Source organism: Mycobacterium sp. E2733, from assembly GCF_001667585.1.
In the GTDB taxonomy this organism is placed as follows: domain Bacteria; phylum Actinomycetota; class Actinomycetes; order Mycobacteriales; family Mycobacteriaceae; genus Mycobacterium.
On sequence record NZ_LZJZ01000131.1, the window covers coordinates 17,743 to 31,200 of the forward strand.

The following is a 13,458-nucleotide window of genomic DNA, read 5'->3' on the forward strand; positions in this document are numbered from 1 at the left end:
ACCGACAACCAGGCCCGCCTCAGGCGTTGGTGAGGCTGCGGTGCCAACCCTCGACCGACTCCGGGCTGCGCGGGCCCGGTCCCACATAAATGGCCGACGGGCGCACCAGCTTGCCGAGCCGCTTCTGCTCGAGAATGTGCGCACACCAGCCGGCGGTGCGTCCGCAGGTGAACATCGCCGGCATCATGTTGGGCGGTACCTGTGCGAAGTCCAGGATGACCGCCGCCCAGAACTCGACGTTGGTCTCGATGGCCCGGTCCGGCCGGCGTTCGCGCAGCTCGGAAAGGGCGGCCTGCTCGAGCGCGACCGCGACCTCGTGGCGCGGCGCGCCCAGCCGCTCGGCGGTCGCGCGCAGCACCCGCGCGCGCGGATCCTCGGCGCGGTAGACCCGGTGCCCGAAGCCCATCAGCTTGTCGCCGCTGTCCAGGATCTTCTTGACCAGCCCGCGGGCGTCTCCGGTGCGCTCGACCTCTTCGATCATCGGCAGGACCCGCGCCGGCGCCCCGCCGTGCAGCGGTCCGCTCATGGCCCCGATCGCCCCGGACAACGCGGCGGCCACGTCGGCGCCGGTCGAGGCGATCACCCGGGCGGTGAAAGTGGAGGCGTTCATGCCGTGTTCTGCGGCCGAGACCCAGTAGGCGTCAATGGCCTCGACATGCCGCGGGTCCGGCTCGCCCTGCCAGCGCGTCATGAAACGCGCTGTGACAGTTGAGCATTCGTCGATGACCCGCTGCGGTACCGCGGGCTGATAGATGCCGCGGGCGGACTGCGCGACGTAGGACAGCGCCATCACCGACGCCCGGGCCAGCTGGTCGCGCGCCGTGGCATCGTCGGTGTCGAGCAGCGGCCGGTACCCCCAGATCGGTGCCAGCATCGCCAGGCCCGCCTGCACGTCGACGCGCACGTCGCCGGTGTGGATGGGCAGCGGGAACGGCTCGGCTGGCGGCAAACCGTGGCCGAACTTGCCGTCGACCAGCAGGGCCCACACGTCACCGAACGTGACCTGCTGATTCACCAGGTCCTGGATGTCGACGCCGCGGTAGCGGAGCGCGCCGCCGTCTTTATCCGGTTCGGCGATCTCGGTCGTGAAGGCGACCACGCCTTCGAGGCCGGGAACAAAGTCTTCGGGGACCACAGTCATACGAAAATTCTCGCACCCCACCCTCGGGCCGACGCTACCGGCCGGTAGCGAGCCCCGGTAGCGTTGGCGCGATGGCAGGACCAGACTCCGAGCACCTGCAAAGGATGCGCGTGGAATACGGATCGGTGGAAAAGGACGGCAGTCCCGATCTCGACGCGGATTGGCTCGACGACGGTTGGGTTTCCTTGTTGCGCAAGTGGATCGACGACGCCGAGCGGTCCGGCGTTGCCGAGCCGAACGCCATGGTCCTGGCGACCATCGTCGACGGCAGGCCGGCGAGCCGATCGGTGTTGTGCAAGAGCGTGGACGAGTCCGGGATCACATTTTTCACCAACTATGGCTCGGCCAAGGGCGCCGAGCTGGCGACGACGCCGTACGCGTCGGTCACGTTTCCCTGGTACCAACTGGGGCGGCAGGTTCACCTTCGGGGTCCGGTGAGCAAGGTCACCTCGGCGGCCACCGAAAACTACTGGTCCAAGCGGCCGCGCGGCTCCCAACTGGGCGCGTGGGCATCGGATCAGTCCCGGCCGATCGCGTCGCGCGCCGCGCTGCTCGACCAGCTGGCGGAGGTGACCGCGCGATTCGCCGACCAAGAACAGATTCCGGTGCCGCCGGGCTGGGGCGGCTACCTGCTCGCCCCGGAGTCGATCGAATTCTGGCAGGGGCGGGAGAACCGGTTGCATAACCGGATCCGGGTCACCGGCGGTCACGTCGAGCGCCTCCAGCCCTAGGCCGCCCCACTGCGTCAATCGCGCACGTATCGCCAGGAAATTATTTCCGCGAATCGATTGAGCGCGGTTGGGAGCCCCGCCCGCGGCACTCGCCCGGTGTCATTCCAGCCGCCGCGCCTGCAGGTGTAACTCCTCAAAGCGGGCGAGGGCGGCGTCGAGGTCTGCCTCGTCGAATACCTCATTGCCGCCGATTCGGTCGCCGTCGACAATCGGGATCTGGATCATTCGCCAGTCGGCGTCGAAGCCTTCCGGCGTGGTCCCATGCGCCTTGAGGGCGATGACGGCTCCCAAGCCGGTGAGCCGATGCACCGCCTCGATCTGCATGCTGAGGTCCGGCGTGAGGTCCCAAACGGAGCGAATAAATGCCGAAGCGTTCGCGGCGGTCGCGATGAGTGGCCGGTGGTCGATGGTGTGCCAGTCCGTCGGGGGGATTTCGTGGCGGTTGAACGAGGCGTAGGTTCGTGCGATGACCGACCACGTATCCGCGTGGGCGGCCGCTTCGCCAGCGAGGTAGCGAGCATCAAGCTCCTCGAAAGCGGCGTCGATGTCGTCAAGGTCGAATATCACGCCCGCGACGATTCGCTCATCGGCGTCGATCTCGACGATGCCGAGCATCTCGGCACCCACCTCGCCGGACATGCCGCGGTTGACGGAACGGACCTTGGCGAGGACAAGGCGCTCGCCGCGGGTCGCAACGACGCTCGAAGAGATGGTCTCCGCGCCGACCTCGACGGCTGCTTGGTTGTCCGCGATGTACAAATCTCGGCCGCGTCGAATCCCTGCGTTCACGACACGACGGCGATCGTCTGCAACAATGTCGTCGGCGAGTAGCTCCGCCATGGCGGCCCAGTCCCGGGCCGAGAAGCACGGACAGTATCGCTCGAGTATTCGGACCGCCGCGTTTTCCAGCCGCCGCGACAGGGGGAGCAGTTCCTCGAATCTCGCGAGAGCGGCGTCGAGGTCCGCCTCGTTGAACAACTCGCAGCGGTTGATCCGGTCGTCTCCGGCCGTGAGAACCCCGATCATCCGCCATGCGGCATCCAAGCCGTCCTGCGACGTTCCATACGCAGCGTGAGTAACGACCGCTCCGAGGTTGCCCAGCCGATGCACGGACTCGATGTACATCGTGAGGTCGGGTACGAGATCCCAGGCGCCGCGGATGTACGCGGTCTGATCAGCCGCCTCGAACGAAGCGCGTAGCCGATGATCGGTTGTCACCCAATCCGTGGAGGCCGGCGGTAACTCGTGTCTGTTCAGCGTGGCGTAGCCCGCGGCGATAACCGACCAAATATGCGCCTGAGCCGCTTCGCCGGCGAGGTATCGGGCATCGAGCTCCTCGAAGGCGGCGTCGATGTCGCCAAGGTCGAACGTGATTTGCGCCGCGATTCGGTTGTCGGCGTCGATCTCGACGATGCTCAGCAGCTCGACGTCGAACTCGCCGTGCCGCAGGTTGCGATTCATGGAATAGATACGGGTAAGCGCCAGGCGCTCGCCGCGGGTCGCCATCACAGTCGACGTTATGTTCGCCTCGATCTCGGCGAGGACTCCCATGTTCGCGATCACAGCGTCGGGACCGTGCCAGACCCCGGCATTCACCACGCGCCGGCGATCTTCGAAGACACAGTCGGACGCCAGGATATCGGCCATCGCGTCCCACTCTTGGTTCTCCACAAGTGCAAAGAAGCTGTGGCACAGGCGACTTGCCGAGTTTTCGAGACGTGGCGCACACGGTTGCAGTTCGTCAAAGCGGGCAAGGGCCGCGTCAAGGTCTGCCTCATCGAAGATTTCGCAGCGGCCGATCCGGTCGCCTTCGACGGTTAAAAGAAGGATCATTGGCCACTCGGCATCGACGCCTTCTGGCGAGGTCCCAAACGCCACATAGCTGCAGACCGCTCCCCGCCTGCTGAGCCGATGCACCACCTCGATGTGCATGCTGAGGTTGGGCGTGAGTTCCCAGATGCCGCGCATGGCCGCTTGCCCTTCGCGCGCATCGATCACAGCAAGTTGCCTGTGGTCGATGGTGACCCAGTCCGCCGCCGGAAGCTCCTGCCGGTTGAACGCGGCGCATTCCCGCGCAATAACCGACCACGTATGCGACTGTGCGGTCGCTTCGTCGGTGACGTACCGAGCATCCAGCTCCTCGACGGCGGCGTCGACGTCCTCGGGGTCGAATAAGACGTGCGCCGTGAACCGCCCATCGTTGTTGATGTGGCCGACACCGAGCATCTCGACCCCAAACTCCCCGTGTCGCGGATTACCGTTCGAGGAACAGATCCGAATCAAGGCGAGCCGTTCCCCCCGGGTGGCTATGGCGGTCCATTCTATGTTCGCCCCACCCTCGTCTAGGGCTCGCATGTTTGCGATCACCGCATCGCGACCGCCCCAGAATCCCGCATTCACCACGCGCCGGCGATCGTCGATGCAACTGTCCGCGGCAAGGATCTCGGCTAACGCGGCCCAGTTGCGGGCCGCGAAGTGCGCCATGAAGCGTTCTGTTGCGTAGGTTGCCGCGTTCTCCAGCCGCCGTGGCTTGCGGAGCAGTTCCTCGGACAGTTCATCAAAGCGCGCAAGGGCGGCCCCGAGGTCTGCCTCGTCGAAGATTTCGCAGCGGCTGATCAAGTCGCCTTTAACGGTCAGCACGTTGATTCCGCGGAATTCGACGTCGCCGCCCTCGTGCGACTTCCCATGCCCAGCCCAGGTGACAACCGCGCCTAGACTGGTTAGCCGATGCGCGGTCTCGATGTAGACGCCGCCGTCGGATAACAGGTTCCACGCGGAACGGACATACGCCGTCAGGTCACCGGGCGTAAACGCAATGCCCTGCCGGTGGTCGATGTTCACCCAATCAGGTGTCGTCGGGAATAGCTCGCGCCGGGTGAGCGCTGCGCAGGCTCTTGTGATGACCGCCCATGTGCACGCGTGGGCGGCGGCTTCGCCTGCGATGTAACGGGTTTCGAGCTCTGCGAAGGCCGCGTCGATGTCGTCGGAGTCGAACGCAACACGCGCCACGATCTGGTTTGCGGCGTTGACTTCAACGACGCATAGCACCTTGCTCCCCGACCAGCCATCCAAGATGGAGTAACGACTGAGGGCGAGGCGTTCCCCGCGGATCGCAATAACGGCTGACGTATAGCCCATGACTCCGACGTCGGCAACCGCCTGTTGGCTTGCGATTTCAGCATCTCGACCTCGCCTGAGCCCGGAGTTCACTACGTGACGACGATCATCCATGGAAATGTCGTCCGACAGTATTTCCGCCAGTGCGTCCCAGTCGCGGGCCGCGAAATAGGTCAAGGAGCGTTGCTCCACTCGGCTTGCCGCGTTTTCCAACCGCCGGTTCTGCGCATGCAACTCGTCAAACCGGGCCAGGGCGGCATCGAGGTCTGCCTCGTCGAATAGCTCAGAGTGGTCGATCAGATCGCCTTCGACCGTGAGAAGTTGGATTATTCGCCACTCCGCGTTGAAGCCATCTGGCGAAGTTCCGCATGCAACGAGGGTGACTACCGCTCCCAGGCCAGTTAATCGATGCACAGACTCGATGTGAATGGCGAACTCGGGCGTGATGTCCCACGTATCACGGAGCGTTGCGATCAGGTCGCCACCCATCTTTCCTACGACTCGTCGGCGATCGACGTTGACCCAGTTTGACGTCGTCATGGGAAGTTCATGCCGGTTCAGCCCGGCATAGATCTTCGCGATAGCCGACCAAGTGCGCGCGTGGGCGGATGCTTCGCCCGCGAGGTAGCGAGCGTCGAGCTCCTCGAAGGCGGCATCGATCTCGCCGAGGTCGAATGAGGCGGCTGCAACGATCCGCTGGCCGGGATCGATTTCAAAGACTCCAAGCACCTCAGATAGAAACGCCCCATCCGGCCCGCGCATGTGGCCCGAGTATTGGGCCCGCATGAGGACGACGCGCTTGCCGCGGGTCGCTATGACGGTCGATGTCATGTTCATGATCGAGAGGTCGGCGATCGCCCGCATGTCCAGGATCACGGCGTCTCGACCGCGTCGGACTCCCGCACCCACCACCCGGCGGCGATCGTCACTGCAGAAGCCGTCGGCCAAGATCTCCGCCATGGCGTCCGAGTCCCCTGCGGCGATGTGCGCCAAGTAGCGCTCGGCGACTTGGCTTGCCATATTCTCCAAATGCGCTGCCGGGCGGCTGAGTTGGTCGAACTTCGCGAGCGCGGCGTCGAGTTCCACCTCGTCGAAGATTTCACACCGGCTGAGTAGGTCGCCTTCGACCGTCAGGAGGTCGATCGCTCGCCACTCGACGTCTAAGCCCTCTTGCGAGGTTCCATTCGAAACCCGGGTGACGACTGCTCCGAGGTTGTTCAACCGATGTACAGCCTCGATGCGGAGGGTGAATTTGGGCGTAAGGTCCCACCCGACAACAACGTTCGCGGTCTCATTGCCCGCCTCGATCATTGGGATTCGCCGATGGTCGACATTGAGATAGTCCGGCGTCAACTTGGGGACCTCGTGCCTGTTGATTACACTGTAGGCCCCGGCGATGACCGACCACGTGTGCGACTGGTCGGCGGCTTCGCCGGCGAGGTAGCGGGCGTCGAGTTCGGCGATGGCGGCCTCAACGTCGTCGGGGGCGAAGACGACGATCGCCGCGATCTGATTGCCGGAGTTGATTTCGACGACGCCCAAGCCCTCGGAGAGGAAGTCGTCGGACCCGCTACCGCGGCCCGAGGCGCGCGCGAGAATGAGGCGCTCCCCACGCGTCGCGATGACGACGGACGACATGTACGTGAACCCGGCCTCGGCTGTTGCCCGCAGGTTTGAGATCTCGGCATCCCGGCCGTGCCGGACCCCTGCGTTTACGACCCGCCGTCGATCGTCGATAGAGATGTCATCGGCCAATACCTCCGCGAGCGCATCCCAGTCGCGGGCCGCGAAGTGCGCCAAGTAGCGCTCGATCGTCTGCCTTGCCGCGTTTTTCAGCCGCCGCGTCTGCGGGCGCAGCTCCTCGAACCGGGTGAGCGCGGCATCGACTTCGTCCTCTTCATAAACCTCCACCCGCGATCCATGCGAAAGGAACAAAAAGGTTCGACCCCACTGCAGTTCGTTCCCGTGTGCGTCGGTGCCTTCGATGACGAGGGTGGAGACGAGCCCGTGGGCGTCGAGCGCATGTATGGCCTTCATCCAATAGCGGGCGTCGGGAGCCAGCGTCCATAGCTGCTCGATCGCTCGCCCGTAGTCTTCCCCCGACCCGAACGGGACCCGTCGACGATCGGCATACCCAAGCCGCTTAAGCATCGGCCCCGGTTCGTGACGATTGAGCTCCCCCACGGCGTCCATTACGGGCTGCACGACGTTTCTGTAGGGCGCCGCCTCGCCGGCTAGGTATCGCGCGTCAAGCTCGGCGATGGCGGCGTCGATATCGTCGAGGTCGAGCGCGATCATGCTCACTATCAAGCCAACGGTGTCGACCTCAGTGATCACCATAAGTTCAGTGTCGAATTCGTCGCGCCCGTGGAGAGTTACGTGGCTTAGGCACAGACGATCCCCCCTGACCGCGAGCTTCGTTGCCGAGATACTCACGATGCCCAAGTCAGCGAACGCGCGAAGGTTGGCGACCTCTGTCGTGCGGTCACTGCTCTCTCGGCGAAGTCCTCGTCGGCGGTCAACGACACAGAGATCGTCGGCGAACAACCCGCCGATCTCGTCCCAGCGCCCGCTGCCGAACAGCTTGCCCATCTGGTCGTTGACCCGCGTCGCGGCGTTCTTGAGCGGCGCTGGACGATGTACGTCTTCGAACCGGGTTTGCGCGGCGTCCAGTTCGGCGAGCGCGGCATCGATGTCTTCGATGTCGAAAGACACCTGCAGGGCGACCCGACCCTCCTCGTCGATGCCGTATAGCTGGAGCATCTCGTCGCGTGATGCCCCCGGGCTCGCATCGGCTGTGCCAATTTCTAGTCGGGCGAGGGCCAAGCGCTCGCCTCGTACGGCGATGACCGGGATTCGAATTCGCAGTGCACCGCTCTCGGCTATGCGTCGCGCCTCGCTATGCGAAAAATCCTTACGGGCAAAGCCGCCGGTGATCTTGCGGCGGCTCTCGACGACGCCCTCGGGTGCAAACAACTGCTCGAATTCGTCCCACGCCTCGCGATCGATAGCAGTCGCCCCGCGGCTGATCACCCGCGCGCACGCGTTGTCCAACTCGACGGCCGGCATTTCCGGTGCCGGGACGGGCGAGGTCGCGCGCTCACCGAGCACGCCACCCGCATTCTCGGCAAGTGCCGCAGCGCCTTTGCGCTCGTACAGGCCGACCGCACGCTCGGCGGCGGCCCGTGCCCCCGCTGCGTCGCCGGCGGCACCCAACACCGTTGCCAACGCCAGGCAAGCATCGGCGTGATCAACCAACAGGTCGGTGCGCTCGGCGAGGCCAACGGCGGCGTCGGCGACCCGCCGTGCATCGCCGTGCGCACCCCTGCGCGAAAGCAGCCGCGCCCGTAGTGTTCGCCAGGCGATCGATGGCTTCAGCGCGTGGCCGGCGAGACGCTCGCTCTCCGAACACAATTCGCGGGCCTCGGCATCTCGATCGAGCGTCAGGCACGTGCGGCCGAGTAGGGCGGCAGTCTCGGCGGTGTCCGCATCGAGGCCCATGCGGCGAAAGCCGTTGTAGGCCTTCCGGAGATGCGCCTCGGCTGCGGCGGGTTCGTCGACTATCAGTTCGACGATGCCGGCAAACTGCTCGACCTCGAGCAGGGCGTGGCGCAACCCCAACTCGGTGACCGTGCGCCGCGCCGATTCGATCATCCGTCGGGCTGCGGCGTCGCGGCCGCGAAAGGCCTCCAGCACGGCCTGGCAGCGCGTCGACGTCGCCTCGACCGAGGGTGAATCCGTTGTGATCCGCAGCAACCGCACCACGTCGAGGCACCGGCCGCCCGCCCGCGGCACCGGGTTGGGCCCCCACAGCGCCGCCAGTGGCGCTTGCGCCAGCACCGCGTTCACGCGGCGGTGATCACGCGCGCGCCGCGCCGCCGTCAGGGCATCGTCCAGGGCGACTTCGCAGTCACCGATTCTCCCCAGCCTGGCCAGGCATCCGGCACGCACGGTGTGCGCCTTGGCCTCTCCGGCCGGATCATCGAGTTGGGCCAGTTTGTCGGCGGCCGCGCCGACCGCGGCTTCGATGTCGTCGAGTCGCTCGGGATGGGCCAGCATCGCGAGCTGGCCGTCAAAGCACGTCGCCCACGCCGCCAGGCGGGCCGAGCCGACCGTCGACTCCTGCAGTCGCGCGACCGCGCCGGCCGCCGAGGTGACGTCGCCGGCGGCCAGCAGCGCCTCGCAGCGCGCGACCAGAAGGTCCGCGGTCCGGTCGGCGCGATCGGGCAGCTCGTCGTCGATTTCCTCCAGTGCGTGCAGAGCCCGGTCGTAGAGTTCGGCGGCGCCTTCGTAGGCGAGGCGGGCCATCGCCTGGTCGGCTGCGCGCCGGCAGTACTCGACGGCCTTGGCGGCGTTGCCAGCCCACGCGCATTCGAAGTAGTGGTGTGCCAGTTCGGCGAGCAGCTCGTCGTCGGCGCCCGGCTGACTCTCCAGCGTCGTGGCAATTTTCTGGTGCAGCCGCAAGCGCCGCACGGACGGCAGCTCGGCCAGCAGCGACTGCCGGACGAGGGCGTGGTTGAACCGGTAGCGCCCGCCGGGCTCTTCGATGACGATGCCGGCCTTGCCCGCCTCGTCGAACGCGTCGACGAGGTCGTCCCCGACGACCCCCTCGACCAGTTCCACGGAGAACCGGCTGCCGACCACCGCGGCCGCGGCCAAGGCCTTGTTCGTCTCCGGCGAAAGCCGGGAAAGACGGCGGCTCACCGCCTCTCGCACCCCCTGGGGCAGCGTGGTCTGGTCCCACCGGCCTCCGCTCTCGTCCACGTGGCGCAGAGCCTCGATGAGGAAGAACGGGTTGCCGCCCGTGAGCGACGCCAAAGCCCGTGCCAGCTCGTCGTCGTTGTAGCCCGCCTCGGCGACGTAGGCGCTCACATCGTCTTCGTCGAGGCCGCTCAACTGAATTCGACTGGCGGTGCCGTCACGGTGCAGGTCGGCCAGCATCGCCGAGAGCGGGTGGGCGCGGTCGAGGTCGGTGCTGCGGTACGTGACGATGACTTGCACGCGGGCGTGCTCGCCGAAACGCAGCAGATGCCGCAAGAGCAGCAGCGTGGGTTTGGCCGCCCAGTGCAAATCGTCGAGGATCAGGACGACGGGCGCGCCCGCGGAGGCGAGTCCCAACAGCGCGACGACGGCGTCGAACAGTGCGTAGCGTTCGGTGTCCGGGTCGGCGCGGGTCGGCGCGGGAAGATCGGGGAGGACATCGGCCAGCCCAGGAACCATTGGGAGGAGCGCCTCCACGCCGCGCAGCCCACGCAGCGCACGTGCGCCAAGGCATGGCACCAGCGACCGCAGGGCTTCGGCGAACGGCTGGTACGGGGCACCGAGGTCCTCGTCGCAGCGGCCGTAGATCACCAGGGCGCCCTGGTCGTAGGCCTGTCGCGACCATTCCCCGGCCAGACGCGTCTTACCCACTCCCGGTTCGCCGGCGATCAGCATCGCGTTTGCACCCCCGGCGAGCACCGTCTGCCACGCCGCAGAGAGCCGCTCGAGTTCGTGGCCGCGTCCCACGAAGGGCCCGGAACCGGCGAGCACCGGGGGCAGGCTCGGCCGCTCCACCGGACCATCCGTTGTATCCGGCTCCGGATGGTCGTCGGTTTCCACTCCCAGCTCGAAGACATGCTCCGGACGGGGGAGGTTGCGCAGCTGGCGCGTCCCGAGGTCGGCGAGCACGACGTTGTCGGCCAGTGAGTCGATGACGAGCTCCGCGGTCGCACCCGAGCACAGAATCTGACCACCTGTGGCCAACGACCGCAGGCGGGCGGCGCGGTTGACGGCCCGACCGAAGTAGTCGCCGTCGCGCAATTCGACCTCACCGGTATGCAGCGCCACGCGGATCCGCATAGGTGCTCGCAACACCCACGGCTCGTGACCGATCGCGCCTTGTAGCTCGATCGCGGCGGCGGCGGCCGCCGACGCGCGCTCGAACACCGAGAACGTGGCATCGCCTTCGCCGCGCGTCTTGATCAGCCGCCCCCCGCGTGAGGTGACGACCTGTTCGACGAGTTCGTCGTGTCGTGCGAGCGCCACCGCCATCGCATCTGGGTCGGCCTCCCAGGCGACCGTCGACCCCTCGATGTCGGTCAGCAAGAAGGTCACGGTGCGAGTAGATGACGAAAGCTGTTGTGCAGCGGGGTTTTCCAGCGCCCCATCCTGCGCGACGATTGCGGCCTGGAGCCGTCGAAGCTCGGGCCCGGGTTCGACCCCCAATTCATCGGCGAGCAGCGACCGTGCCCGTTGATACGCGCCCAGGGCGTCGCCTTGCCGACCTGCGCGGTACAGGGCGAGCATCAGCTGGCCCCATCGCCGCTCGCGCAGCGGCGCATCGGCCACTGCCGCCTCGAGCTCGCCGATCACTTCCGCGGCGCGGCCCGTCGCCAGCAGCGCGTCGGCCCGGTCCTCCACGAGCGCGGCATGGCCCTCGATCCACCGCGTTTTTTCCGACGTTCCGCGCCGCCCGTCGGGCAGTTCGGGGATGCCGCGCCAGAGGGCGAGCGCCTCCTCGAAGCGGGCCACCGCCTGGCTGGTCTCCCCGGCAGCGGCGGCGTCGCGTCCCAGGCGGGCAGCCGCTTTGTAGCTGGCGGCGTCCACCTCGGCGCCGGCCAGCGTCCACCCCGCGCCCCGAGTCAAGACAAAGCCATCGCCCAGGGTGCGCCGCAGCAACGAAATGTGGGTTTGAAGGGCCTTGGCGGCGGTGCGCGGCGGATCCTCGCCCCAGAGCAGCTCAACGAGCGTGTCGGCCGCGACGACCGAGCCATTGTGCAGTCCCAGCAACGTGAGGATGGCGCGCGGTTTGGCGCCCGGGATTTCGACGGGCGTACCGTCGTGCCGGACCTGGAGAGGTCCCAAAACCCCCAGTTCCACGTGTTGCAGCCTAGTCACGCCACTCATCGTCGGTGGCGTGATTCAACACGCGGTCAAGGTCGAGTAAAAGCTGTCTTGTCGGCTATTTCTGAGAGTGCCGCTTCCTTCGCACCCCTTGCCTTGATGGGCCAGATTGGCCGGAGTTGCTCCTGTCATCGCTACGACCGTTAGCGGCTCACCGACGAAAGGCTGCAAGACCAGCAGACCCGACCCCGGGCAGGCACGCGAACGCGACAACGACTACCTTCACCTATAAGCACCTAGTCAGGGCAGCCATACCAGCCAGAGCGCAAAGGGGTTCTCGTGGCCGACACCGACGACACCGCAACTCTGAAGTACCCGGGGGGCGAGATCGACTTAGAGATCGTCCGCGCCACCGAGGGTGCCGACGGGATTGCGCTCGGTTCCCTGTTGTCCAAAACCGGGCACACCACCTTCGACAACGGCTTCGTCAACACCGCCTCCTGTAAGAGCGCCATCACCTACATCGACGGCGACGCCGGGATTCTGCGTTACCGCGGCTACCCGATCGAGCAGCTCGCCGAGAAGTCGACCTTCATCGAGGTGAGCTACCTCCTGATCTACGGCGAGCTGCCCGACAAGGACCAGCTCGCGGAATTCACCACGCGGATCCAGATGCACACCATGCTGCACGAGGACCTGAAGCGCTTCTTCGACGGCTTCCCGCGCAATGCGCACCCCATGCCGGTGCTGTCCGCCGTGGTGAACGCGCTGAGCGCCTACTACCCCGACGCGCTCGACCCGATGGACAACAGGCAGGTCGAGCTGTCGACCATCCGCCTGCTGGCGAAGCTGCCCACCATCGCCGCGTACGCGTTCAAGAAGTCCGTCGGGCAGCCGTTCCTCTACCCGGACAATTCGCTGTCGCTGGTGGAGAACTTCCTTCGCATGACGTTCGGGCTACCGGCGGAGCCCTATCAGGCCGACCCCGAAGTCGTGCGGGCGCTGGACATGCTGCTCATCCTGCACGCCGACCACGAGCAGAACTGCTCGACGTCGACGGTTCGGCTGGTGGGGTCGTCGCGGGCCAACCTGTTCACCTCGATCTCCGGTGGCATCAACGCGCTGTGGGGACCGCTGCACGGCGGCGCCAACCAGGCGGTGCTCGAGATGCTCGACCAGATCCGCGAAAGCGGCGACGACGTCAGCGAGTTCGTCCGCAAGGTGAAGAACCGCGAAGAGGGCGTCAAGCTGATGGGCTTCGGCCACCGCGTCTACAAGAACTACGACCCGCGCGCCCGGATCGTCAAGGAACAGGCTGACAAGATCCTGGCCAAGCTCGGCGGCGACCCGCTGCTGGACATCGCCAAGGAGTTGGAAGAGGCGGCGCTGACCGACGACTACTTCATCGAGCGCAAGCTGTACCCGAACGTCGACTTCTACACCGGGCTGATCTATCGGGCCCTCGGCTTCCCGGTCCGGATGTTCACCGTGCTGTTCGCATTGGGTCGGCTACCCGGCTGGATCGCGCACTGGCGTGAGATGCACGACGAGGGCGACAGCAAGATCGGCCGGCCGCGTCAGATCTACACCGGCTACACCGAACGCGACTACAAGACGATCGACGCGCGCTAATCAGAGCGGCGC

At 66.3% G+C, this 13,458-nt stretch carries 4 protein-coding genes; 2 read left to right on the forward strand and 2 right to left on the reverse strand.

The window, feature by feature from the left end; all coding sequences use genetic code 11:
* Positions 1-19: 19 nt before the first annotated feature.
* A complete protein-coding gene (locus A5678_RS23840) occupies positions 20-1,141 on the reverse strand; it encodes a citrate synthase 2 (RefSeq protein WP_068047822.1) in 1,122 nt (373 codons plus the stop codon).
* A 71-nt stretch (positions 1,142-1,212) separates the two neighbouring features.
* Between A5678_RS23840 and pdxH the strand changes: the two genes are divergently transcribed.
* Positions 1,213-1,872 carry a pyridoxamine 5'-phosphate oxidase gene (gene pdxH, locus A5678_RS23845; RefSeq protein WP_068047826.1) on the forward strand — a complete coding sequence of 220 codons (660 nt, stop codon included), beginning with the start codon at positions 1,213-1,215 and terminating at the stop codon, positions 1,870-1,872.
* A 99-nt stretch (positions 1,873-1,971) separates the two neighbouring features.
* On the opposite strand, the gene A5678_RS23850 is transcribed toward pdxH, so the two are convergent.
* Positions 1,972-11,850: a BTAD domain-containing putative transcriptional regulator gene (locus A5678_RS23850; protein ID WP_068047829.1), complete on the reverse strand. Its 9,879-nt coding sequence runs from the start codon at positions 11,848-11,850 to the stop codon at positions 1,972-1,974.
* Positions 11,851-12,153: 303 nt separating this feature from the next.
* Between A5678_RS23850 and A5678_RS23855 the strand changes: the two genes are divergently transcribed.
* Entirely contained in the window at positions 12,154-13,446 is a 1,293-nt protein-coding gene (locus tag A5678_RS23855) for a citrate synthase (RefSeq protein ID WP_068047832.1), read from the forward strand.
* Positions 13,447-13,458 lie beyond the last annotated feature (12 nt).

Excerpts from the sequence above, each read along its gene's own strand:
- A5678_RS23840 (WP_068047822.1), bottom strand. The coding sequence starts at position 1,141 with ATGACTGTGGTCCCCGAAGACTTTGTTCCCGGCCTCGAAGGCGTGGTC.
- pdxH (WP_068047826.1), top strand. The coding sequence starts at position 1,213 with ATGGCAGGACCAGACTCCGAGCACCTGCAAAGGATGCGCGTGGAATAC.